General features: G+C 45.9%; 29 protein-coding genes. 12 read left to right on the forward strand and 17 right to left on the reverse strand.

Features of this window, described 5'->3' with window-relative positions; translation table 11 throughout:
• Positions 1–418 precede the first annotated feature (418 nt).
• The 10 genes from ACHZA2_RS00005 to ACHZA2_RS00050 form a co-directional block, all read right to left on the reverse strand.
• Positions 419–886, reverse strand: coding sequence for a C-GCAxxG-C-C family (seleno)protein (locus ACHZA2_RS00005; RefSeq protein ID WP_319577980.1), 468 nt, complete (start codon positions 884–886; stop codon positions 419–421).
• 59 nt (positions 887–945) lie between these two features.
• Entirely contained in the window at positions 946–2,832 is a 1,887-nt protein-coding gene (locus ACHZA2_RS00010) for a VWA domain-containing protein (RefSeq protein WP_319577981.1), read from the reverse strand.
• A gap of 17 nt (positions 2,833–2,849) precedes the next feature.
• Positions 2,850–4,283, reverse strand: a complete 1,434-nt coding sequence (locus ACHZA2_RS00015; protein ID WP_319577982.1) for an AAA family ATPase — start codon at positions 4,281–4,283, stop codon at positions 2,850–2,852.
• A 62-nt stretch (positions 4,284–4,345) separates the two neighbouring features.
• On the reverse strand, positions 4,346–4,852 hold the full coding sequence (locus tag ACHZA2_RS00020) for a nitrophenyl compound nitroreductase subunit ArsF family protein (RefSeq protein ID WP_319577983.1): 507 nt from the start codon (positions 4,850–4,852) through the stop codon (positions 4,346–4,348).
• Positions 4,853–4,891: 39 nt separating this feature from the next.
• On the reverse strand, positions 4,892–5,248 hold the full coding sequence (locus ACHZA2_RS00025) for a putative zinc-binding protein (protein ID WP_319577984.1): 357 nt from the start codon (positions 5,246–5,248) through the stop codon (positions 4,892–4,894).
• Positions 5,249–5,260: 12 nt separating this feature from the next.
• Positions 5,261–5,719: a putative zinc-binding protein gene (locus tag ACHZA2_RS00030; protein WP_319577985.1), complete on the reverse strand. Its 459-nt coding sequence runs from the start codon at positions 5,717–5,719 to the stop codon at positions 5,261–5,263.
• A complete protein-coding gene (locus ACHZA2_RS00035; protein WP_319577986.1) occupies positions 5,719–5,958 on the reverse strand; it encodes a thioredoxin family protein in 240 nt (79 codons plus the stop codon). The genes ACHZA2_RS00030 and ACHZA2_RS00035 overlap by 1 nt, the downstream gene beginning before the upstream one ends.
• A gap of 68 nt (positions 5,959–6,026) precedes the next feature.
• Positions 6,027–7,001 carry a permease gene (locus tag ACHZA2_RS00040; RefSeq protein WP_319540868.1) on the reverse strand — a complete coding sequence of 325 codons (975 nt, stop codon included), beginning with the start codon at positions 6,999–7,001 and terminating at the stop codon, positions 6,027–6,029.
• A gap of 39 nt (positions 7,002–7,040) precedes the next feature.
• Complete coding sequence (locus ACHZA2_RS00045; RefSeq protein ID WP_319577987.1) at positions 7,041–7,298, reverse strand: hypothetical protein; 258 nt, start codon at positions 7,296–7,298, stop codon at positions 7,041–7,043.
• Between the two features lie 7 nt (positions 7,299–7,305).
• Entirely contained in the window at positions 7,306–7,497 is a 192-nt protein-coding gene (locus tag ACHZA2_RS00050; protein ID WP_319577988.1) for a hypothetical protein, read from the reverse strand.
• Positions 7,498–7,677: 180 nt separating this feature from the next.
• Here ACHZA2_RS00050 and ACHZA2_RS00055 point away from each other — a divergent pair, with 180 nt between their 5' ends.
• The 6 genes from ACHZA2_RS00055 to ACHZA2_RS00080 all read left to right on the forward strand — a co-directional run bounded on the left by ACHZA2_RS00055 (position 7,678) and on the right by ACHZA2_RS00080 (position 11,738).
• Positions 7,678–8,106 carry a DUF2703 domain-containing protein gene (locus tag ACHZA2_RS00055; protein ID WP_319577989.1) on the forward strand — a complete coding sequence of 143 codons (429 nt, stop codon included), beginning with the start codon at positions 7,678–7,680 and terminating at the stop codon, positions 8,104–8,106.
• 159 nt (positions 8,107–8,265) lie between these two features.
• Complete coding sequence (locus ACHZA2_RS00060; RefSeq protein ID WP_319540864.1) at positions 8,266–8,601, forward strand: metalloregulator ArsR/SmtB family transcription factor; 336 nt, start codon at positions 8,266–8,268, stop codon at positions 8,599–8,601.
• Positions 8,602–8,841: 240 nt separating this feature from the next.
• Complete coding sequence (locus ACHZA2_RS00065; RefSeq protein WP_319540863.1) at positions 8,842–9,315, forward strand: nitrophenyl compound nitroreductase subunit ArsF family protein; 474 nt, start codon at positions 8,842–8,844, stop codon at positions 9,313–9,315.
• A 28-nt stretch (positions 9,316–9,343) separates the two neighbouring features.
• On the forward strand, positions 9,344–10,519 hold the full coding sequence (locus ACHZA2_RS00070; RefSeq protein ID WP_319577990.1) for a cytochrome c biogenesis CcdA family protein: 1,176 nt from the start codon (positions 9,344–9,346) through the stop codon (positions 10,517–10,519).
• A 26-nt stretch (positions 10,520–10,545) separates the two neighbouring features.
• Complete coding sequence (locus ACHZA2_RS00075; protein ID WP_319577991.1) at positions 10,546–11,013, forward strand: nitrophenyl compound nitroreductase subunit ArsF family protein; 468 nt, start codon at positions 10,546–10,548, stop codon at positions 11,011–11,013.
• Complete coding sequence (locus tag ACHZA2_RS00080; RefSeq protein ID WP_319577992.1) at positions 11,010–11,738, forward strand: aromatic aminobenezylarsenical efflux permease ArsG family transporter; 729 nt, start codon at positions 11,010–11,012, stop codon at positions 11,736–11,738. Before ACHZA2_RS00075 ends, ACHZA2_RS00080 begins: the two co-directional genes overlap by 4 nt.
• 7 nt (positions 11,739–11,745) lie before the next feature.
• Here ACHZA2_RS00080 and ACHZA2_RS00085 read toward each other — a convergent pair whose 3' ends face one another.
• Together ACHZA2_RS00085 and ACHZA2_RS00090 are read right to left on the reverse strand one after the other, a co-directional pair.
• Positions 11,746–12,156, reverse strand: a complete 411-nt coding sequence (locus tag ACHZA2_RS00085) for an arsenate reductase ArsC (RefSeq protein WP_319577993.1) — start codon at positions 12,154–12,156, stop codon at positions 11,746–11,748.
• An 11-nt stretch (positions 12,157–12,167) separates the two neighbouring features.
• A complete protein-coding gene (locus ACHZA2_RS00090) occupies positions 12,168–12,545 on the reverse strand; it encodes a metalloregulator ArsR/SmtB family transcription factor (protein ID WP_319577994.1) in 378 nt (125 codons plus the stop codon).
• A 136-nt stretch (positions 12,546–12,681) separates the two neighbouring features.
• Here ACHZA2_RS00090 and ACHZA2_RS00095 point away from each other — a divergent pair, with 136 nt between their 5' ends.
• Positions 12,682–13,149: a putative zinc-binding protein gene (locus ACHZA2_RS00095; protein WP_319577995.1), complete on the forward strand. Its 468-nt coding sequence runs from the start codon at positions 12,682–12,684 to the stop codon at positions 13,147–13,149.
• Positions 13,150–13,267: 118 nt separating this feature from the next.
• Here ACHZA2_RS00095 and ACHZA2_RS00100 read toward each other — a convergent pair whose 3' ends face one another.
• Both ACHZA2_RS00100 and ACHZA2_RS00105 read right to left on the reverse strand, forming a co-directional pair.
• Positions 13,268–14,488 carry an ABC transporter substrate-binding protein gene (locus ACHZA2_RS00100; RefSeq protein WP_319577996.1) on the reverse strand — a complete coding sequence of 407 codons (1,221 nt, stop codon included), beginning with the start codon at positions 14,486–14,488 and terminating at the stop codon, positions 13,268–13,270.
• Between the two features lie 273 nt (positions 14,489–14,761).
• Complete coding sequence (locus tag ACHZA2_RS00105) at positions 14,762–15,949, reverse strand: ABC transporter substrate-binding protein (protein ID WP_394698438.1); 1,188 nt, start codon at positions 15,947–15,949, stop codon at positions 14,762–14,764.
• Positions 15,950–16,118: 169 nt separating this feature from the next.
• On the opposite strand from ACHZA2_RS00105, the gene ACHZA2_RS00110 reads away from it, so the two are divergent.
• The 3 genes from ACHZA2_RS00110 (at position 16,119) to ACHZA2_RS00120 (ending at position 17,599) form a co-directional block, all read left to right on the forward strand.
• Positions 16,119–16,277 carry a hypothetical protein gene (locus ACHZA2_RS00110; RefSeq protein ID WP_394698439.1) on the forward strand — a complete coding sequence of 53 codons (159 nt, stop codon included), beginning with the start codon at positions 16,119–16,121 and terminating at the stop codon, positions 16,275–16,277.
• A gap of 184 nt (positions 16,278–16,461) precedes the next feature.
• Positions 16,462–16,899 carry an arsenate reductase ArsC gene (locus ACHZA2_RS00115; RefSeq protein ID WP_319577998.1) on the forward strand — a complete coding sequence of 146 codons (438 nt, stop codon included), beginning with the start codon at positions 16,462–16,464 and terminating at the stop codon, positions 16,897–16,899.
• A gap of 220 nt (positions 16,900–17,119) precedes the next feature.
• Positions 17,120–17,599: an arsenate reductase ArsC gene (locus ACHZA2_RS00120; protein ID WP_319577999.1), complete on the forward strand. Its 480-nt coding sequence runs from the start codon at positions 17,120–17,122 to the stop codon at positions 17,597–17,599.
• 71 nt (positions 17,600–17,670) lie between these two features.
• Here the strand turns inward: ACHZA2_RS00120 and arsB are convergent, their stop codons facing one another.
• Both arsB and ACHZA2_RS00130 read right to left on the reverse strand, forming a co-directional pair.
• A complete protein-coding gene (gene arsB / locus ACHZA2_RS00125) occupies positions 17,671–18,744 on the reverse strand; it encodes an ACR3 family arsenite efflux transporter (protein ID WP_319578000.1) in 1,074 nt (357 codons plus the stop codon).
• A gap of 167 nt (positions 18,745–18,911) precedes the next feature.
• The gene (locus ACHZA2_RS00130; protein WP_319578001.1) at positions 18,912–19,325 is read right to left on the reverse strand and encodes a hypothetical protein; all 414 of its coding nucleotides are present in this window, start codon (positions 19,323–19,325) and stop codon (positions 18,912–18,914) included.
• A 141-nt stretch (positions 19,326–19,466) separates the two neighbouring features.
• Between ACHZA2_RS00130 and ACHZA2_RS00135 the strand changes: the two genes are divergently transcribed.
• A complete protein-coding gene (locus ACHZA2_RS00135) occupies positions 19,467–20,168 on the forward strand; it encodes a DUF166 family protein (RefSeq protein WP_394698441.1) in 702 nt (233 codons plus the stop codon).
• A gap of 521 nt (positions 20,169–20,689) precedes the next feature.
• Complete coding sequence (locus tag ACHZA2_RS00140) at positions 20,690–21,019, forward strand: transposase (RefSeq protein ID WP_324292174.1); 330 nt, start codon at positions 20,690–20,692, stop codon at positions 21,017–21,019.
• A gap of 582 nt (positions 21,020–21,601) precedes the next feature.
• On the opposite strand, the gene ACHZA2_RS00145 is transcribed toward ACHZA2_RS00140, so the two are convergent.
• Positions 21,602–22,792, reverse strand: a complete 1,191-nt coding sequence (locus tag ACHZA2_RS00145; protein WP_319578003.1) for a cation:proton antiporter — start codon at positions 22,790–22,792, stop codon at positions 21,602–21,604.
• Position 22,793: the final 1 nt, after the last annotated feature.

Below are 22,793 nucleotides of genomic sequence, written 5' to 3' on the forward strand. Positions count from 1 at the left end.
AGATGGGAAAATGGATAAACCTTGCTGTTTCAATTTATTTTGTATCAGCGAAATCCTCTAACTTTTAAAAAAATATTCACTCTCGCAGACAGATTTAGGGTAAGGGATTCATCAAGATGATAATATCAATTATTTGAAAATCATTTCTACCGATAAAAAAACAGTCCTGGGTTCAAGTATCTCTGTGTGTTTGAAACGAAAAATTCGGAGATAATAATTACCCACTACAATCTCGCGTCCCTGAAGGAGAACAAAAGCCTGTTTACGTAGCTGAAGACCCGGTTCACTATTACCAACCAGATTTCGTACCCAATAATTAAGTACAGCCTGCGGTTACTCAAGAACCTCTATCAGTTCCGCGAAATGAGAAAAAAGAGAAAACATCGAGATGTGTTATATATTGCAGTAAATCTGCCGATTATTCGAAGGAACCAGCCAGTTCCCTAATGATGATCTTTGCTGTTTCCTCAGCAACCTCTCCGGTAAATTCAACACATTGTTGCATATGGATAGAAGAACCCAGTTCCATATCCTTCGTCAGAATTCTACAACAAAGCACGGTATGACGGGTTCGAAACTTTTCATGTAATTCATGTGCTAACGCCATACACTTTTTTACTTGTTCATCTTTGGGTGCGGTCCGCCCGAATACCATTCCCAGTGCCATGATACCACCCACAACCGCTCCACATGAACAACCGGACCCACCCATACCAATAGGAAACCCGGATGCCAGTTTTATCACTTCCTCAGGGTATCCAAGGTCGAACTCTTCATTAATTGTTTTCACAATGGCTTCAGAACAATAATAATCAAGATTACGATAATATGCTTCAGCAGTTTTTCTGATACGTTCTGTATCAACAGACTTTGGAATTTTTGTCATATATATCCCTTCAATTTTACACACGAATTAACTTTAATTTTTTTGCCTGATGGTATTTCTCATCGCGAATATGTCCTTTCTTTCGGATTATCCGGTGACGGGATAATCCGGATCTTCATCTCCGGATCATCCTGGATGAAATAGGTGTAATCTGATATCAGTGCGAGACCTCCCGGATCGGTCCCGCCGATAATACACGAGAAAACACGAGCATCCTGTTTCTCCTTGACCCGTATCCACTCAGAGATCACTGCCCGGTTCGATATCTCTGAAACCCCGTCGGTCAGAAACAACAGGTCCGCCCCTCTGAATGCCGGCTGGCGAAGGGATTCAAGCCCTGAATACAGGGCAGTCGTGAAATCGGTTCCGCCACCAAATGTTTTCTGAAGAAACGAAAGGAACTCGTCACCCATCTTTCTCTTTGGTGATAACTCAATCTCCCGGGTATCTCCCGGACCGGAAAAGAGGATCACCTTCACGTCCCGCTCCTCTCTCATCATCCGGGTTGCAAGAGCAAGAATGATCGATTTCGCAACCGTTTCTGGAAACCCGTTCATCGACCCGGATGTATCAACAAGGGCAACCACCGGCCCGTGTTTCTTCTTTCTCGGTCTGCCTCCTGCCAGGCTGGAACCCCGAAGATCATAGGTCAGTAGTTTTCCTTCGGTAAAATCTGCATAGAACTTGGTTTTTAAAACCGAATGTGAAATCTTCACCGCTTCAACCGGCAGGAGGCGGGCAATATCACGGGACCGTGTGATGGAGTACATCTCATACCGGCTCATCGGAGAGATTCCATGGGAGAGGATACCGGCATCGTAACTCACTCTCCCGATACGTCTGATAATCTGCTTCAGTTCCTGATCCTTCTCTGCATACGCGGCATACGACTCCAGGTTCTCAATCTCTGCGGATTTCAGGGAGGTGATATCCAGTCCCCAGTCTGTTCCTGGATGGACCTCTGAAAGAAACCGGATCGATCTCCGGTGAGGATCGAGGGACTGAAAGAGAGAACTGGCAGGGTCCATGACGGTCTTCTGGAGAATGGACTGGAACCGGGATGCTTCATCCTTTGGTTGAAAAAAATCTGATTGCATCTCCGGCATTCCGGAAGGCTGCCTCTTCTGTTCCAGAAGAAGTTCTCTGATCTGCCGGATCAGAGACAGAACCCGTGCAGTATCCGGTTCCTGACCGCTCCCTTCTCCCTTTCCTCCCGGCCCGTTCTGTGGTGAACTGGTCCCTGTTCTAGATGAATCATCATGATATGACCCGGATTCATCTAGTAGATCGTCTATCACCTGCCGAAAATCAGCGATCAGATCCTGCATCGGTTCAGAATCCGGCACTGATTGACTCTCATCCTCTGCGGCTATCGCATCCTTATAATGCTGGATGGCTGCCAGACAGGCTTCACAGAATGGTTCCATGGATTGTGAACTCTGCAGTTCTCCGGATATCACCCGGGAGAGGAGATAAGAAAACTCGGCAATAAGGGAGGACAGATCATCGGGAACCAGAACCTCTTGACATGATAGCTCACATAATGCGAGAAACGCCCGTATCTCCTCGTCAAGATCGGCATACATCTCCCTGCCGGGAACCGGAGCACGATCGATGAGTTCGAGGATCGTGGTGATAAAAACACGGGCAACACCTGCCGCTGTCTCCGGTGAGTCTCTTGCCAGGTCCTGTACTGCGTGCCATAATGGAGAATGGCGAAGATGGATCAGAATCGGGTAGAAGATCCCATACCGCTCTCTGAACTTCTGAGAATCACGAATCTGCAGATGTACCCCTTCGATGAGCTCCAGAACCATGATGGATACAAGATCTTCCCGTACATCACGGGGAATCCTCCGGGGGACTGCGGTAAGTTCCCGGACAAGAGTTCTGCCTGTGGCTGAGCGGGGATACCGGAGACCGGGACCGTAAACAGATGGGCTCATGTGTTTCTCATCAGTGGTCAGGATCGGATGGCATGGGTCAGGGTGTCCATCTTTTCTTCAAACAGATGAACCCGGGCAAGCCGATTCTGCTGGACACTGATCACCTCATCGATGTCTGAACGTGTCAGCCAGATATTTGCCTCAAGGTTCTGTTTCAGGAGAACGGCTCCCTCTCTGACTATAGTGAGATACCTCTGGAACTGTCCCATGAGATACACGTACTCCGCCTCGCAGACAGCCTTCCTATCGGGATTCGGAGATTTTTTGGGAGAAAACTGATACTCCTTCTGTAATATATCCATGACTTGAGCGAAGGGATATCCGGTTGAAAAAGAGAGTTCAACAGTAAAATAGAACCATTTTTCATCCTTTGATGCCGCTACGAGATCAGCATATGAGACAATCTTCTGATTGTTTCCGTCGCTATCATGAGCGAAAACAGGGACAGGCAGGCTGACATCTTCAACAAACGCATCTCCTTTGGTAAGCATCTGTTGCAGATGCAGGATTCCTGCCTCCAGCTGTTCAGTGTCTGTCCCCCCGGTTACCAGGTGATCGATGATCAGGTTTCGAATCTCTTCTTTCTGCTCTGGCAGATCCCAGAGCAGGTGCTGGAGCAGAAGGAGCATAGTCCGGTCAACAGATCCATTCCCGTTTGCGGCAGCGGCAACCCTGAGTACCCCGGTGATCTTCTTCCACCGCCGGTCAGATACCCAGAATCCATCTCCTTCTTCTGAATCCCGCTTTTCCAGATGTCGTTTCAGGGAGAGGATAATATCCTGCACCTCCCCGGGAATCTGGACAGACCGGGACTGCTCCCTGATCCAGGCGATCTTTTCTGTGGTGAGAGTTGTCAGGGGAGAAAAAGTAGGATCAGACCTGAAGAGCAGTGTTTTCACATTCTCTTCATTCTGAATGTACCGGACATCATACCGGAAGAGAAAACGGTCGTAGAGTGCTTCCAGGCTCTCATCTTCTTCAGGAAGTTCGTTCGATGCCCCGAACACCGTCAGAAGCGGGGTATCAATCACCTCGGTTCCGTTGTGAAACCGTCGCTCGTTTAAGATGGTGAGCAGGCTGTTGAGGATGGAACTGTTCGCCTTGAATATTTCATCAAGGAATCCAATGTGAGAGGCGGGAAGACACCCATCAGTCTTTCTTCGAAACTCATCATTCTCAAGGGATTTAATCGACAATGGCCCGAAGATCTCTTCCGGAGTGGTGAACCGGGTCAGGAGGTAATAGAAAAAGTCCGCTCCTCTGATGGATCTGCAGATACTCTGGGCAAGATATGTTTTTGCGGTTCCTGGCGGACCGAGATAGAGGATATTCTCATTAGAGAGAATCGCTAGAACGGCACCGAGAATCTCCTCGTCACGCTCGATGAAATGTGTGTTAAATCCGGCACAGAGTGTCTGGATCTCGTCTTTCAAATTGGTGTCATTATTCATTCATCTCACCATCATCCACGTGTACCTGATAATATGCCTGAAACCGGAGATGTAGTGGTACACTATCTCTGGTTTCTGCCCAGTCGTTCATACACTGCACTCCGGAGATCATTCATAAACCCCTCTTTATCTCCCAGCGTATACCAGAGTCCGATCTGATTCTCTGCGTGAAAACCGGTCTCATTAGTGTACCCGATCATCAGTGACGACGAAGTCACTCCGTACCGGGATACCAGTTCTGCATTCTCAGGCAGTTCTGCGTTGATATGTGCAAAGATTAGTCTCCCATCTGCCAGCTCACGGGCGAATGAGGAGTTCACGGTCTCTTCTGCAAGCTGGCCAAGGACCTGGCATGAGTAACACTGCTGGGCAGGATGGAAATGATACACCTCGATTGCATCTGACGAAACGAAAACCGGAGCCGATTGTCCCGGTTCAGGGAATGACTGGTTTCCCAGGATACAACTTTTATTGCACCCACAACCGCCCGACAGAATGAGAAGCACGGTGGTGATTGCAAGAATGAGGAGCGGGAGAGCCATTCCGTTATATCGTTTTTTATCGTTCATGCAAATCAAAAGAAGAACGAAAGAGATCCGGTTGCCCCATCACCGGAGCTGTTCCCGGACAATCGCGGTCAGATGCTCAATCTCGTCAAACCGGGGATCTTCCATCCCGTTTTTAACGATACCGCACTCGGTTGCGATCAGATGAATATCAGGATCAAACCCATGCTCCTTCACCTTTTTTCTCCCGCACCAGTCAGAACATCCATCAAGAACAACGATCCTTTCTGCCTGAGAAAGAGCATCACAGAGCCGGTCCGGATCCACCCGGCAGGAGATACAATGCTCAATCATACCCGGACACTTCCTCATCAGATGCTCTCCGGTCTTCGCGGTGAGTTTACCCGTATTAGATATCCCGGAGCAGGTGATCAGGGTTATCCCGTCATCATCATGCATAAAAAAATGAGATTAGCAGCACTTCCCGCCGCAACCGCACCCGCTTGATCCGTCTGAAGGTTTCTTTCCTTTCCCTGACTCCTGGAGTTTTCCTTCACCTTTCCAGGCAGCTGAGGCAATCACCTCGACCTGGTCAGGGGTGAATGACCGGTCACCACTCTTCTTTTCAACACCGAGATCGGTGATCACCAGGTGCTGGTGAACCGGGACTCCTGCCGCCTCGGCGATCTTCTTTGCACAATGCATCCCGCACCCATCGATCGCAACAACCTCATCGACCTCGTTGGCACGTTTTGCAAGGGCTTCAGATGATGCAAGCAGAGCGGTGCAGGCATATCCCCCGTACGATTCCTCATCAAGCTGGATCGCAGCGGCGTTCGAGATCTGTCCGGTGTTCGCCTGACCACAGCAAGGGAAAATGATCCGTGATTTGTCCCCGCCACCACAGGAACAGGGTGCCTGCTCTGCCATTATGCCCCCTTGAGGATCTCGATGATCTCATTCACGGTTGGAACCCGGCCAGCCACAACCTCTTCTCCGTCTTTAAACAGGGAAGGGGTCATCAGAATTCCACGACTGACGATCTCACTCAGATCTTCCACTTTGATGACCTCGGCCTGAAGATCTGCCTTCTTCACTGCCTCATTCACGTTGTCATACATTCGTTTGCATTTCGTACATCCGGAGCCTAAAATTTCGAGTTTCATCATTTCACCGTATTTTGAACTAATTGTCACTTCTCAAATATTCATCTTTCGACCAATAATTTTCTCTTCCTCTATCCCATCAGCCAGTTGAAGAGATACCCGGTAAGGATAATTCCCGAACCAACCACTCCGATAAAAATGGCAAGAAGCCGGGGTTTGAGAACTTTTCTGAGCAGAATCATTTCAGGGATGGAGAGAGCGGTCACGGCCATCATGAAAGCGAGAGCGGTTCCCATCGCGACCCCGGCACGGGTCAGTTCTGACACCAGCGGAATGACTCCGGCTGCATTGCTGTACAGGGGAATACCGATGATGACTGCAACAATCACTGCGAACGGGTTATCCTTCCCTGCATACGCAGCAAGTGCTCCGGCAGGAACCCAGCCATGCATCAGGGCACCAATTCCGATACCGATCACAACATAGAGCCAGATCTTCTTGATGATCTCAAGCGTTTCAATCCAGGATTCCTGGATTCGTTCTGTGTATGTCGGTGTATGCATCGCCATCCGGTTGGATTTGACTTTGACCTGGTAGACGTATTCTTCAACAAACCGTTCAAGTTTCAGTCTGCCAATGACCAGCCCGGCAACGATCGCGATCACTTCACCAGATACAATGTAGGTGAGAGCGATCTGCCAGCCAAAGAGGCCATAGAGCATTACCAGGGCGACCTCGTTCACCATCGGTGCGGCGATCAGGTAGGTGAACGTAACCCCGAGCGGAATGCCGGCTTCTACAAAACCGATGAAGAGCGGGACTGCAGAGCAGGAACAGAACGGGGTGATGATCCCGAGCAGTGCAGCCAGGATATGACCGATAAAGGTGGATCCTTTCCGCTCCGCAAGCCAGGCTTTTGTCTTCTCAGGCGAGAAGAACGACCTGAGAAAGGTGACCACAAAGACGATCACAAGCAGGAGGATGAATATCTTCACCGTATCATAGAGGAAGAAGTTCAGAGCACTCCCTATCTGACTCTCCGGACTAAGACCGAGAAGCGTATAGACGATCCAGTCTGCAGCGGTTTGAACAATTTCAAAGACCATGATAATTCCGATTTTTTTATTTGAAGAGATATGGATTAGTTACGAGGAACCACTCTTGTGATATTCTGCCAGGATAGCCTTGAGATACGCGTCTTCGGCAGCCTTCGGGACGTAATTGTACACTTTCACCTTCTTTAGAACGGCATCTTTGACCAGCTGATCAGATGAGAGGTTCATCGCTTTGACCTCGGCAATAATCTCATCGAGCATGGTGATACCGGTAGGAATCCCATTCACAGGAACCTGCCTGACTCGCCGGAGTGCATCTGCCTGACAACAGGGAACATCTGTGTTCATGATATCCTCACTGATCTCCGATCTTTTCCTGTTCACGCTGTTCCCGGGAATAATTCTGACAGCAACACCCTGAGCAGCAGCCTCCCTGCATCATCCGGCGCATCAGAAGCATGACTCCGATCATCACCAGGAGGCAGAAGATCACCGCTCCGGCAAAGAAGATTATTGGCATTCCAAAAAACGGCATCATAAAGGGCATGTAATTCTCATCTCAATGTGTTTGATCTGAACTGGCTTCAAATATTTCAACAATAATTGAAGTAGTCGTTGAAGTTTATTAAATCTCTCCTGACCCATAATTTCATGAGGATCGAATCACCAGCGAAAGAGTGAACTATTCAAAAGATCATGAGAACGAAAGAAAACCCAGGGAGTATTGATGACAAAAGAATTGTATGTTGAATGGCTGCATGTCGGTGCAGACGTAACCCATACCTGTGTGCGATGCTCTGCAACCGGTACAACCGTAGCAGCGGTGATCAAGGATGTGGAACCTGAACTGACTGGGAGAGGGATTCAGATTGTATATACTGAAACGGTGCTCCCGTCCGAACAACTCCCTGAGTCTAACAAAGTGCTGATCAATGGAAAACCATTGGAAGAGTACCTGACAAATGCCAGGGTGGTTCAGACATGCTGTGAGTCCTGTGCCTGTATCGTCGAGCAGGAGTCTGCTGAATGTCGCGCAATCCAGACTCCGGATGAACTCTATGAATCACTTCCCGCAGATCTGATCCGGCGGGTACTGATGATCGCAGCAGATCAGATGGACGAGCGAACAGGATCATCAAACGGGTGTTGTGGATAGAAGAAAATAAAAAAACTCTTTACCAGAAGATCAACATCGTAATAAGAGATTATTTGATATCAACAACAATTTCAACTGTTATTGAATAATACTGAGAGCGTTCAATATAGGGAGTTACTATGTGTATAAAATCTACATCAATACGAGGATTGACCGGATATGGGATTACCTGAACCGATTGAGGACACCTTATGTCAGATCGGGGGAGTAGAGGGTCTTAAGCAATATCTTCCTCCTGATGAAGAACTTATTCGAAAGAAGAATGTTTTTTCTGCACTTTCAGATCCCATCAGGCTCCAGATACTCTATCTTCTCAATGTTCAGCCACTCTGTGTCTGTGTGATCAAAGAGGTGATCGATATCGCAGATTCAAAATTATCCTATCACCTCAAGACGCTCACCACAGCCGGATTGATAGACAAAGAATCTGACGGCATTTATCTGATATACTCAATAACCCAGACCGGAAAGCGGTGTATTCAGATCTGGCTGTAACCAACTTTTTTTCTTCCCTGATATCCTTTGGTTCCCTATTATCGCATTCTAAACATCTGCGATAAGAAAAATCCTGAAAATTAGGGTTGGTTATACGGCAACTTTTTATTAGTTCAAAATTAATTGAATGAGGGGGCAGTCAGATTTGAGCGTGCTTGGAGTCACACCAGTCCAGAAATTTCCTATCATCTCAACCTGGCAATCAAAACCCATCAGTATTTTTTTCAATCAGGTGAATTCATGAATCAGCAATCAATAAAAAAAATAGCAGGAAGGGGTATTGCCGTATCTATGCTCATGTGCATCGTCTGTTTCGGACTTCTCATCTCCGGAGCCACTGCTGCAGAAACAAATAGCACTACCCCTGGCGTTCAGCAGGTTGAAGTGTATCACTTTCACCCGACAAACGGATGCATAACCTGTACTACCATCGGGAACTATGCAGAAGAGTTGATAAAAAAATCCTATCCTTCTGAACTTGAAAACAAGAAGATCGTCTTTGACCACATCAATTACCAGGATCCCAAGAATGCCGATCTGGTCAAGAAGTTCGGAGCAACAGGCTCTTCACTGATGATAGGGGTGACCGATGTATCCGGGTTCCACAAGGAAGAGAACGTCAAGGTATGGTATATTGTCGGGGACAAAGGGAAATTCGATACCTATCTGAAGGATCTCCTCGACAAGAGACTTGCCGGATCCTTTGAGGAATAATCTCTCTTCTATTTCATTTTGGTGAGACATGTCATCGGCTGTATCACGATTCATACCCATTCTTCTCATCTGCAGCCTTGCGGTGCTCATATCATCTGCCAGTGCAGAGGTCTTTGTAAAGAATGGATCTTCCATTCCGGATGGAACACCTGCTGACCTGCTCATCCAGGATATCCTGGCATCTGATGAACCAGTCTCCACGGCATTCTTCTATAATACCCATTGTGGTATCTGCCATGAAGCCCTTGAGTATCTGAAAGGACTCGCTGAGATTCATCCGGAGATCTACCCGGCCAGTTACGATCTCTTCAATAACACAACAAACGGCAAGCTGTTTGATGAGGCGAAACTGGCGTACAATCAGAAGCATATCTCCTATCCGGTCATCTTCATTGGGCCGGTGGTGCTCGAAGGATATGATGCTATCTCCACCTATTACGAGCCACTGGCCCTTGCAGTGCAGAAGAACAAAAAAAGTCCCATTGATACCTTCCTCTCCGGTATCTCCGGAGTTACATATGGTGGTTCATTTGAGATCGGTCTTCCGCTCATTCTCGGGGCAGGGCTGCTGGACGGTATCAATCCCTGTGCCTTTGCGGTTCTGGTCTTTCTCCTGACTTATCTGCTCTCCCTCAATAACCGGCGACGGGTTCTTCTGACCGGATTGGTTTATACGGCAGCAGTCTTCATCTTTTATTTCCTCTCCGGGGTCGGCATCTTCACGGTGGTCCAGACCACCGGCCTGGTGAGTGGATTCTCTCTGGTAGCCGGGATCATCGCCCTGATATTTGCGATCATCATGATCAAGGATGCGATTCTTCCCGGGAGAGGGTTGAGTCTTGCAATACCTGAATCACGGAAAGAGACGATCAACCACTTCGTTGAGAAATCATCGATACCCGCTGCATTCATTCTCGGAATCCTGGTAGGGATGTTTGAACTCCCCTGCACAGGAGGAATTTATCTCTCGATCATCTCGATGATATCACTGAAAACAAACCTTGTCGGAGGGCTGTGGTATCTGTTCATCTATAACATTGCCTTTGTATTTCCGCTTCTGGTTATCATCGGTCTCATCTACTGGGGTATCCCTCCCGAGCGGGTGAACGAGTGGCGGATTGATCAGAGAAGATCTCTTCGTCTGATTATTGGTCTGATTATGCTGGTCTTTGCGATTATGATCTTACGTGAGGTTCTGCTATAACCGGCATTATGGGAGGCTTGAAAACAATGGAACACAATCAAATCAGATTCTCTCTTATGCTGTTGATCATCGCAGTTTTCATCGGTGTCATGCTCTCTGCCGGCTGTACGTCGCCTGCCGGAAAAACTGCCGGTGTGGGTGTGATGTCACCGGTAGAGAAGGTAGAGGTATACCATTTCCACCCGACAAACGGGTGCCGGAGTTGCACGACAGTTGGTGACTACGCAGAAGAGACGGTGAATACCTTCTTCCCAAACGAACTAAAAAACAAGAAGATCGTCTTTGACCACATCAATTACCAGGAACCCAAGAGTGCCGATCTGGTAGAACGGTATGGAGTAACCGGCTCCTCCCTGATGATCGGAGTGTATAACAAGACTGCTTTCAACCGGGAGAGTAATCACAAGGTCTGGTATATGACCGGGAACAAGACTCAGTACATGAATTACCTGAAAGGGGTAATCGATCTGCGTCTGGCGGGTGATCTCTCGTGACCGACCTGATGAGTTTCATGGAGGCGATGGGAACCAGTGATATTCCTCTCGTCGCTGCGTTCTTTATCGGTCTGATGATGGCGATCAGCCCCTGCCCGATGGCAACCAATGTGACCGCTATTGCGTATGTCTCCCGCAAGATCGGGGACAGCAGGTACACAATCCTCGTCGGGCTGCTCTACAGTCTGGGCAGGATGTTTGTGTATGTTGCCATCGCCGCTCTCATTGTTCTGTGCGGATTGAATGTTCAGTCAATCGCCTTGTTCCTGCAGGAGTATGGCGATCTGCTCCTCGGTCCGATCCTCCTCGTCTGCGGTATCCTCATGCTTGAGATCATCCCGCTCTCCTTCGGGTTCGAACATGCCGGGCTACAGGAGCTCAAGGAACGGATGAGCCAGAAGTTGTCAGATCAGGGGCTGCTCGGGAGTTTTCTCCTAGGTATCCTCTTTGCCCTGAGCTTCTGTCCGTTCAGTGCGGTTCTTTTCTTCGGGATGCTCGTTCCCTTGGCTCTGAGTACCCAGGATCCTATCGGAGTTCCCCTGGCGTTTGGGTTTGCAACAGGTCTCCCGGTGATCCTCTTCTCGGTGCTCCTCGTAACCGGGGTAAAACGGTGTAGTAATTTTCTCGGCAAGGTTCAGGCTGCCGAGGTCTGGTTCAGAAGAGTTGTAGCGGTGATATTCATCATAATAGGATTATACTTCACCGCGATGCTGTTTACCGGATAACAAAAGATTATTTTTTGAGGTTTGCATCAATCCAGGTGATGATCTCATCCCGGACCTGTCTGAAGAGCTTCATCTGGTCTTCTTCGCTCCCGGTTGCTGCAGATGGATCCGGGAAACTGACATGAATCATCTTTTTTGCTCCTGGGAACATCGGACAGGCAGCGTTTGCACTATCACAGACTGTCACCACGAGATCAATGTCCTGGTCAAAGAACTCGATCAGTGCCTTTGACCGGTGATGGCTGATATCGATCCCGATCTCTTCCATCGCCCGGATAGCGAGGGGATGAACCCGGGTTACCTCGGTTCCGGCACTCAGGCCTTGATATTGATCACCATACGTTGCGTTGAGATACCCTTCTGCCATCTGGGACCGGGCAGAATTATGGGTACAGATAAAGAGCACGTTTTGTTTCATAGGGACACCGCTTATGGTTGTTTTGTATTCTTCTTCCACTGTTGATGGAGGAACGTGACAATCGTCCGGTCCGCATCTTCTTTGAACCGGTAAATCTTATGATTTGACCGGTAGTAGGTCTCGATGATTCCGGCATCTTTGAGGATCTTCAGGTGATTGGAGATCAGGGTGGATGGTTCTTTAAAGATCCAGATAAATTCACAGACACACTGATCACGATTACTCAGCATGAGGAGGATCTTCAGCCTGAGCGGATGGCTGATTACCTTGAGCATCCGCTCCATTCGGAGAACGGATTCATCTTCCAGAGCAGATTTCACCTGGTTCAGTTCATCCTCCCAGTCTTCCCGGAGTGCACAATCAGCAGGACAACACCGGGCGGTTACCATACTATCACATCCTGAAAGGGAACCTGAATGTTCCCGTGAGATGGCATATGTATTCATTTCCTTTCATTTCATAAAAAACTGAATTGAAGATCATCCCTTTTCCCGTTTTCTGGATGATATCATAGTGGTGAAACCAATGGAGTATGAAACGATTCAGATAAGAAAGATAGAGGGTGCCTGCGGGCTTTGTGAAGAGTACTCAGAAAAGAACATTACCACTCCCCCGAAGATCGCCATCCTCTCCTGCGAAGGAGCCTGTGCCCGGGGAGAAGTTTCCAGGCGGGCAGCAAACCTGATCGCTCACGAAATGGCGAAAGATGAAACGGTCAGGATCTGCCTGGGCGGTGCATTTACAAAGAATATCGGCCAGCGAAATCTGGTCAGACGGGCAGAGAAATGTCTTGCTATCGAAGGGTGCTTTGTCTCATGTGCAACCCGGATGATGCAGGGAGTGCTTCCTGATCTGAATCCGGAGGTTGTCCTTGCCGATACGCTCTATGAAGAGTCGCTCCCGTTCGGGATCGATGAGGTATCAGACGAGACGTTCAGTACATATGCCAGGCAGGTCGCAGAAAAAGTGGTTGGGACGTATATCAAAAAGTAATCGGAAAAAACCTGGGATTTCACATGTCTTCTTTTTCAGCCGGAGAACAGATTCAATGGAATCCACGTACACTAGCGTATCGTTTTGAAGAGATCTGATTACCGTTCACAAAAAGAGATTAGTTGGCCGGTTTCCATGAAGATGACGCATTGCCCAGAGCGACATCAACCTTATCCTGCGAACCGTACTTTAATGCACTTCCGATCTTTTTCCAGGCCACATCATTGGTCGTATTCTTCTCCAATCCCCAGAAGTCATAGATGCTTACTATCCGATCTCCAGCCTCATTCAGTGTTCCCTGTCCTAATATTCCCGCATCATTCTCAGTAAATCCTACAATTGCGGTTTTCAAAGATTCAATGGAATCAGAACCATGGAGAAACTCTATCTCGGATCCTATCTTTCCCATATCATAGACTGCGTATACATACCCATTTGGTTCATATCCAACCTTTTGAATAATGGTATCAATAACTGATTCCATGCCAACCGGTCGGTGAGAGATTACAAACCCGGAATATTTTCTCTCGGCTCCAAAGGTGGCTGCTTTCGGTGATTTTATGAGATCCGGATTTAACATATTCGCATTTGTCCCTATCCATCTGACCTGCGAAAGATTCTGATACTTTTCGTTTGATGCCTCTTCCATAATTGGAATGATATCATCGAAGGTATATGCAAGAATACAAACAGAATCCTTATCCTCATGCGTCAGTACTGATCCCGTAAGTTGATCCAGACGGGCAACGATTTCTTCATATCCCTGCGATTGAGGGCCATACCGTACAACATCATCTGGTCCGGTAGTATTCATCGGTTTGCCGAGGATTGTTAAGTTCTGGAAATTAATCCAGCGATCCTCAAGGACCAAAGGGACGACAACGCTGATATTTTCCATCTTCAGAAGGGTATTGAGTGCAATAACCTGACTTGAATCATCTGCATGAAACCTGAAAATATTGTCATCAGGGATCGAGAGTGAGGTAGCTGAACTTCCTGATGCAAGAATAAGAACCCCGTTTTCATCTGCATATGGCTTGATCTCTTCAAGTTGTGCACTGGAGAATAGTCCGAGAATCATATGAACACCACATTCATGGAGTTGTTTCACTGCGGTGAGGGCTGATTGCGGATCTAAAGAAATTTCAGTAATATTTAGTTTGACGACCCGGTCAGATCCGATATCCTGATAAAACGAATTCATATCTTCAGCGGACTGCTTAAGAACAATCTCTGATGCAAGACCTGATGCTGACATGTCCCCCTGGGTAGGGAAAACTGCATAGAGTACAATCTCATCTTTATCCGCTGGCCCTTCCTGTGCGGCAGTGCATACCATCGGAAGTAAACAGATAATCACACACAGAAGAATTATAATCCATCCAGATATACTCGGACTCTCCGATCCCATCTGTGAGCATACGAGGTTATCCTATTAAGCAATTCTGATATGATGTGGGTGACCAATAAGAGGTTCCTATGTTCGTCCTCGTGAGGTAAGAAATTTGATTTTCATGGACCAAATCGTAGAAACCGGAGAGAAAGATACGAATGGAGAAAATATTAACAGGCAATAGTAATCAGAAAGATAAAAAAAAGAAACTGATTCTAATTACTTCACTGATGGTTTGGTAGCATTATCATCTATCATGGTGATCCTCGGCTCTGCCCCGGTAATGAATTGATCTGAAGTCCCAATTTTCTTCCAGACAAAACCTCTTGTTGAATTGTTCTCCAAAGTCCAAAATCCAAATATCGCCTGAACCCGGTCTCCTGCAGCGTTTAACTCTGCTTTTCCTAATGTTCCATGATAACTTGCTGCTTTCTGGGTTACTGCCTTTTTCAAATCTTCGATGTCATCAGATCCATGGAGAAATTTCGCCCGAGCAGCGATAATCCCGAGATCATAGACTGCGTATGCATTTCCGTTCACTTCTCCCAGTTCCTTGACGATCCGGTCAGCAAATGCATCAACTTCAACCGGACGATGGTCAATAACATACCCGGTATAATTACGCTCTGCTCCATAGGTTGCTGCTTTCGGAGATTTCAAGTGCTCAGAGACGAGCATATTTGCACTTGTCCCAATCCACCTTACCTGGGAAAGATTTGAGTAATTTTCACTTGATGCTTCTTCCATAATAGGAACAATATCTTCGAAGGTATATGCTACGATACCCACAGAATCCTTATCCTCATGTGTAAGAACTGAACCTACAAGCCGGTCCAGACGAGCAACGATCTCATCATATCCCTGGGTGTTATGATCATATCGCACAACATCATCGGGTCCGATTGAACTCATGGGATTGTCAAGAATGGTTAAGTTTACAAAATTTATCCAGCGATCATCGTGGACCAAAGGAACAATAACACTGATATTTTCTATCTTAAGGAGGGAATTGAGAGCCTGTACCTGACTCGAATCATCAGGAACAAACCTGAAGATATTGTCTCCAGGAATCGAGAGAGATGTTGCAGTACTGCCAGATGTCAGAATAAGGACATTATTGGCATCAACATACGGTTTGATTGCTTCAAGTTGAACACTTGTAAATCGTCCGAGAATCATATTTACACCGCTTTCATGGAGCTGCTTAACTGCGGGTAATACGGATTCCGAATTTGAATCGATTTCGGTTATGTTTAGAGTGATAACTCTATTTGATCCAGTTTCACGATAAAAAGAGTTCAGATCTTCTGCTGATTGTATAAGCGCTGCCTTTGCTTCGAGGCCTCCGCTCTGCTGATCACCACTTGTAGAGAATATTCCATACAATACAACATTGTCCTGATCCACTGACCCCTGTTCTACGGCAGTGCTTACCAACGGGAGTATACAAAAAACCAACCATATCAGGAAAATTATTTTACCAAAAATACCCAGCTTCTCTCTTCCCATCTGTGAGCATTCGAGGTTATCATATTAAGCAATTATGATCTGTTTTTTTCTATGTAACACCCGGATAATGGTAAAGTTAGTTCATGATTTGAATCCGGAGGTTATCCTTGCCGATACCATGTATGAAAAGTCGCTACCATTCGAATCGATGAGGTATCAGAGAGACATTCTATGCCTATGCCCCGAACTTGCAGAAAAAGAGTATGTGGGTATAATCCCGAAATAACACATTATTTTTCTTTCATAAGAGATATGAAGTATAATACAAATACATACAATGGCTAAGGATAATCACTAAATTGGCAGAAACTTTTTTTAAAATCTCAATATTATTTAGAGCTATAGCAAAACCGGATAAGTCTATATATTCATGAGAGTATTGCAAAATAGTTTGAAGTAGTAGTCATCACATGGAAAAATTAAAAGTCCTCTTCATCTGTACCCATAATTCCGCCCGATCCCAGATGGCAGAAGGATATCTCCGTGCTAAATATGGTGACCAATATGAAGCGTGTAGTGCCGGCACTGAAATTACTTCCATTCATCCTGAGGCAGTAATGGTTATGCAGGAGATCGAAATTGACATATCAAATCATAAATCAAAGGACATTATGGACTTTTATTTTAATAGTTTTGATATTGTATTTACCGTTTGTGAAGGGGCTCATGCGGTTTGTCCTGTCTTTCCCGGAGCGAAAGAGAGGAAACATAGGGGGTTTGTTGATCCTGCATCCACCGTTGGTACACCAGAAGAAATACGGCAATCATTTAGGAAAGCACGGGATGAAATCATCGAATGGGTGGATGAAAAATTTGGTGCAATGAGTTCAGATCTCGGTTATCTGTAAATGCTAAATGAGGTTTATTCCTCCAATCTATCATGCCAATGTCTCACTATTACGCAGCTTTTCTCATTCAATGAGAAGAATTAAAATCGTCTGTAGCATATCATCCACTCGTTTTGATAATCTCGTACCATCTAAAAATACTGCTGAACCTATAGAGGTGTCAGAGAGACCCTGACAGTCAAGAGAATTATTCAAAATAGGTTGAAGTGAAGAAGACTTCATGGAAAAACTGAAGGTTCTCTTCATCTGTACACACAATTCCGCCCGATCTCAAATGGCTGAAGGGTATCTCCGGGAAAAATATGGTGATCGATACGAGGCATATAGTGCCGGAACCGAAGTAACCCGGGTTCACCCGGAGGCTATTGCTGTCATGCAAGAGATCGGGATCGATATATCGAATCAGAGATCAAAAGCTCTAATAGAATTTTTCGACATGGATATGGATATTGTATTTACCGTATGTGATGGAGCACGTGCTGCCTGTCCGGTCATTCCAGGAGCAAATAGAACAATTCATCAAGGATTTACCGATCCATCCAGTGCAACGGGTACACCCGATGAAATTCGCCAGGCCTTCAGATCAACCAGAGATGAAATCATCAGATGGGCAGATTCAAGATTTGAAACTTCGACAGTAATTGAAATCTTCTGCTTTCTCTTTTTATTACCACAGAAAAGAGGGGGGTTCCTGTTTTGAGATTTTTTTACAAATTCTCAAGAGAGTGGGAAATTACTCCCCGAATTCTTGGGTGTTCGCGATTCACAACATCATGTGAGTGGATTATGGCATTCTCCTCCTGACTCCTTCCCATACCATTTTCCCTTCAGATAGAGAGCAACGTTGACCAGGCTGATAAGCACCGGAACTTCTACCAGGGGGCCGATGACGGTAGCAAAGGCTACCGGTGAAGCAATCCCGAATACGGCAATGGCAACCGCGATTGCAAGTTCGAAGTTGTTCGAAGCTGCAGTAAATGAAAGGGTTGCAGTTTTCTGGTAATCAACGCCTGCTTTCCAGCTCATCCAGAAGGTAGCCATGAACATGATCAGGAAGTAGCAGACCAGAGGGACAGCAACCCTGATGACATCGAACGGGACGGTTATGATGTATTCTCCTTTCAGGGAGAACATAACAATGATCGTAAAGAGCAGAGCGATGAGGGTGATTGGGGATATTCTTGGGATGAAGACCGTCTCATACCAGGTTTTTCCTTTCTTTTTTATGAGGATAATCCTGCTGAATAGTCCGGCAAGAAACGGAATGCCGAGATAGATAAACACACTGATGGCTATCTCAACCATTGTGATCGATACAGATGTGCCTGTGATCCCAAAGATCGGGGGAAGCACGGTGATGAAAACCCATGCATACAGGGAGAAGAACAGGACCTGGAAGATTGAGTTCAATCCTACGATGGCGGCACAATATTCGCAGTCTCCTCCGGCAAGGTCGTTCCATACAATAACCATCGCGATGCACCGGGCTATCCCGACAAGGATGAGACCGTACATGAGGAGCGGCTGATCACGGAGGAAAAGTATTGCCAGAAGAAACATTAGAATCGGGCCGATGATCCAGTTCTGAACAAGCGAGAGTCCAAGGACTTTTCTGTCCTTGAATACCAGATGGAGTTCTTCGTACCTGACCTTTGCCAGAGGAGGATACATCATGAGTATCAGACCGATTGCGATAGGGATCGAGGTAGTCCCAACCGAGAGGCTGGTAATGAAGGCTGGAGCTGCTGGTGCAAAGTACCCAATCGCAATTCCGATAATCATTGCCAGAAATATCCAGAGCGTCAGATATGTGTCAAGGAAGGACAGTCGTTTTAATGCAGACATATTGATTCATCCGTATGCGTCACAATAGTGAACTAACTCAGTATTAATTGAAATCATGTAAATACTTATGGTTTGAAGATACTGAAACCCGGGGATGTAGCGATAAATTGCGCTGAAGCGTGAGATATCACGAGATTAGAAAAAGTGTACATGAAAAAACCATCGTTCTACTTTTTTACGGTGGTAGCATTGATATGATACCCTTTGTTCTTCTCAGGGATTACTTCTCCTGTTATCTGGATGATATCAAGGTATTTTGGGATCTCTCCGGCATACGAGATTATGACAGAATTTTTCGCATTCTTTGCGGTACAGAGAGAACAGCCGACCCGGTCAGCCATGTTGAACTGCTTTTTTTCTGGATAGGTCATTGAAACCACTGCTTTGAGCGATATCGTCTTTCCGTAATATTGTGTCGGATTGGTGAGTATGGACTGAACATCAGGAACCTCGACCACTTCAGAGAGATTCCGTGGAATCGACTGATTAATCAAGGGTTCATTCAGGGTAGCACTGGTAGCAATTCCTGAAAGAATGAACAATGTCAGGAAGAATATGATTATGCGAACGAACCGGGTCATAAAAACCAGTAAAGGAATTTCTATCCATTCCTTAAATATTGCGGCATTTCAAGAGTTGGTAGATATTTTTTGAGGCGGAATGAAGTTCGGGAAAGAGATCAATATTTATTAAAATAGCCTCTTTATGTACAATCTGATAGAGTGAAGATCGGGATTGTGAGTGATGGCCAGTATGGGGAACGGGCGTATGAGCAGATCAGAACACGGTTTTCAACCGTTTGGATTCCTCTCCCATTTCCCTCCTCACTGGTTGTGGATGATATTGATCTTTCGATCCCTTCCTGCGATCTCTACCTCTCGTATCTTCGGCATCCCGACATCGCAATGGAACTGGTGAAAACCGGTGTCCCGGTTCTCCTCGGTGTGAACTTAGGTCCGGGATTTATCGCCCAGGCTCGGGAATGTAATCAGGCAGTAATCGGTCCGGAGACGATGTGTTCTCTCCTTCCGAACACGAAGTTCTGGCAGATCAACGACTATGCGAAGGTGTTTGGCAGGCCTGTCTTTCATGTACTCCTGGATGGGGAGCGGATTGTATGGTGCCAGCCGATCCGCAGATCGCCATGTGGATCAACAGATGCTGCAGCCCGTGAACTGAACGGGCAGGTATTTGACCAGGAGGCAATGAACCGGTTTGCCCTCTCCATCTGTCATAACTGCCGGGCTCCCCGGTTTGGGAAGACGTGCGATAAGGAGAAAGCCGGGATTATTCATCTGGAAGAACTTGTTTCTTCGTTAAGAGGGATACATCCGGAGCTCTGGGAGAAGAGTATGCAGGCTTTGAAGAGAGTGACATGTGCGGTGGTTTCTGAATGCGAGAATGATAATCGAGTTGACCAGTAATGGTGAAAATGGAGAATTGATTATCAGATTGATCTTAAGCACCAGTTTTGATCTCAATTGATGTCAGAATTAGTATCTATTATTTTACAATCATAACCGGACAGGTAGCAGTATTTATCTATCTGGGAATACTCTGGTTTCTGGACCGGATGATCTGACTCTGGGAAGATATGTCAGAAGAAGAGATCGATCCGTGACTCGGCAGTTACAATGATAATTCGATAGAGATTTGTACCGAAATCTTAAATATCAGGATATTGACCTTTAATTGAATAATGGTCATAATAGACGGTTCAATAGTAACTGTTTTTCATCTAGGACTTATTACCGGACTGATCGATGATCTGAAGATTGTCAAAACAATTGACAAAAAAACATTCCCAAAAAACTAGGGCATAAAATAAGCCACAGTATAGCAATCAAAACCCTTCTGTTAAACTGCCTTGGATTCGTTGAGTGTCGGTAATATATAATGCCTGACTACTTCGAAGATAGTGTAACCGAACGGCTTCAGTAATGGAATTGTTGAGGCAATAAATGGGAAAATTCAGATGCTGAAGAGAAGTGGTAGAGGATACCCAAATATCGATAACTTTATTGCCATGATTTTTCTGCAATATGGCAGGTTAGGTTTAATTTACCCACCTGAAATGCAGAAGAGCCAAGATTTCTCGTGCGAAGAATATTCCAGATTATCTATTGAGAGATGGATCGGAAAACACCCACGATACGAGGCAACTGAAATCGGGTTCAAGGTAGAAAATCAAAGAAAAAAATGGAGCACGTGGAAGACCGAAAAAAGGAGAGGAACCTGTATGGAGGGTCTATCCTACCTGTACGCTCGTATATAACAAGCAGATTTTCGATCAGGAAAGAAGCCGGATGGGAAGGTTAATTTTGGCATCGAATGACCTCTCACTTTCACCTGATGAATTCTTACAATATTTCAAGGAACAGAGTAAAGTGGAGGAAGGTTTCAGATTTCTCAAGGATGACTCAGTCCACATGGTTGATACATTTTTGGAAAATGAAAACCCTATTGCGACATTGTCAATGATCATGGTGATCTGTCGTTTATAGATACATCTTTGCTGAGTGGATGGTACGAGAGGTATTCGATAAAAACAATAAGCAGTATGGAAAAAAACAGGAAAGCCAACGGCAAAACCGTCTGCTAAAGGGATATTCCAGTTATATCGTAGGGTTCGGAAGCTCAAAGAACAATACGGAAGGAATGTGGTTTGTAGAATAGTAATTTATACAGATAAAATGCGGGAAATATGGCAATTATTGGGTCAGAATGTTGAAAAATATTTCGTGTGAATTTTTAGTACCTAATGTCGGATTCATCTCGGTTAATCTCTTTTTCGAACCTCCGATATCATACGTTGATGTAGACGATCTGAGTCTAAATTGATTTTTCACGCAAAAAGTTATGAGATATCTGCCTCCCCCTTACACTCTCTAAAGAAACAGTTCCGGTAGATTAACGGAGTCAGTATGGTGGTAAGCAGGCTCATGATGATGATAGTGACATACACCCCCTGATCAATGACCCCTTCCTGCAGGCCGATTAATGCAACAATCATAGCCACCTCCCCCCGTGGAGCCATGCCAAATCCGACCACAAGTGAGTCTTTCAGATTCATTCCACATAAGTAGGCTGGAATTCCACACCCAATAACTTTGGTCACCACTGCAATTATGGTCAATACAACAAGGAATATGATAATCTCAGAAGTCACCGCCTTTAGGTCAACCATAATTCCGAGAGACACAAAGAAGATTGAGGCAAAAATGATCTGCAGGTACCCTGCTCCTTCTTTTAGATCATGACCCTGTTTCAGTTTTATCTCATTAAATGAAACACCGGCGATAAACGCACCGACAATTGCTGATAGCCCTACCAATTCAGCGAGTATTCCATACACAAATGCCATCATCATAGCAAATATGAAGGTGAACTCGGGGTATTTTCCGGCAAAGGAGGTTTCATCCACATATTCAATAAACCGGGAGATGATCAGAACCCCTGCTACAGCTCCAATAATAACAAATGCCACCGCTTTGATGGCCATAAGTGCGATTGATGTTCCGGATACAGATCCACTTGCAGCTTCGTTACTTATCGCAAGTGCAAGCAGGCTCAGAATATCATCGATAACTGCTGCCCCAATGATCGCTTTTGCTGCATTTGTCTGGAGTTGGTCAAGTTCCTGAAGCACATTTGCAGTAATAGCAATACTCGTCGCGGTGAGTGCTGTTCCGATAAAGATTGCACTGGTTCCGGAGTATCCGAAGAGAACTGAAATACCATATCCTCCGATCCAGGGAATAATAACACCAACAAGGGCAATTATCCCATTTCGGATCTGCATAATCTCGTGCAGTTTAAATTCCAATCCTATCACAAAGAGCAGGATCACTGCTCCCAAATGAGCAAGACTGCTCACAAAATCGGTATACTGAATCCATCCAAGTGCACTCGGACCAACCAGAATCCCGACAAATATCAGTCCAATAACTGCAGACTGATTAATTCGTGATGCAATAAGATATCCGGCCAGGGCAACAAACAGGAGCAGGCTCATCTGAAATTCGGGTGAAATAAATAACTCTTCCATT

Source organism: uncultured Methanospirillum sp., assembly GCF_963668415.2.
Lineage (GTDB): Archaea > Halobacteriota > Methanomicrobia > Methanomicrobiales > Methanospirillaceae > Methanospirillum.